1 protein-coding gene is annotated in these 810 nt (G+C 60.1%); it reads right to left on the bottom strand.

What is annotated here, in order from left to right:
• On the bottom strand, positions 1-720 hold a 720-nt coding region (gene lepB / locus EN780_RS35810), incomplete at its 3' end, for a signal peptidase I (protein WP_128276575.1).
• Positions 721-810 lie beyond the last annotated feature (90 nt).

The raw sequence follows: 810 nt of genomic DNA, 5'->3' as shown, positions 1-810 counted from the left end.
TTGCCGGGACGAATAAACGGTGCCCTTGGAATTCCAGAACAGCCGCACGGCCTTGCCGACCAGGTTTTCGTAAGGGACGAATCCGACAGTGAATCGACTGTCTGAAGCATTGTCCCGATTGTCGCCAAGCACGAAATAGTGGCCTTCGGGCACCTCGAACACGCGCGTGTTATCACCAACGGAATTGTCCGCCAGGTCGAGAACGAAATGGCTGACACCGCCTGGCAAGGCCTCGCGTTGAAGCTTGGCCGGCTGCGACATCTCCTCGTACGGGAACGTGCCGGCATCCTCGAGACCGACGGGCACATCGTTGATGTGGAGCACGCCGTCGACCATCTGGATTTTCTCGCCCGGCAAGCCGACGATCCGCTGGATATAGTCGATGCTTGGGTCGGACGGGAATTTGAAGACCACGACATCGCCACGCTTGGGCTCTGCGCCGAACATGCGTCCTTCGATCGGCAGCAGAGTGAACGGCACGCTGTAGCGGCTGTAGCCGTAGGCGAATTTGGAGACGAAGACATGGTCGCCCTCCTGCAGTGTCGGCACCATGCTGCCGGAGGGAATCGAGAACGGCTGGAACAGGAACGATCGGATCAGTAAGGCAGGCACCGACGAGGTGAGCAGGACGAGCACCAGCACCGAAAGCCCGTGCGCATACCATTTGTCCGGCTTGAAGCGATGTGCAAAGGGCACGACGAGCGCCACCCACAGGATCATCAACACGAACCCTGAAAGATTGGCCAGCCCGGCAAGATCGGTGCCCGGCAGCACCGGAAACCCGATATAGACAGCCGCGACGCCGAGGGC

Source organism: Mesorhizobium sp. M4B.F.Ca.ET.089.01.1.1, assembly GCF_004022605.1.
Taxonomy (GTDB): Bacteria; Pseudomonadota; Alphaproteobacteria; order Rhizobiales; family Rhizobiaceae; genus Mesorhizobium; species Mesorhizobium abyssinicae.
Note: the sequence above shows the minus strand (reverse complement) of the source record. Positions and strands in the feature narration are given on the sequence as shown.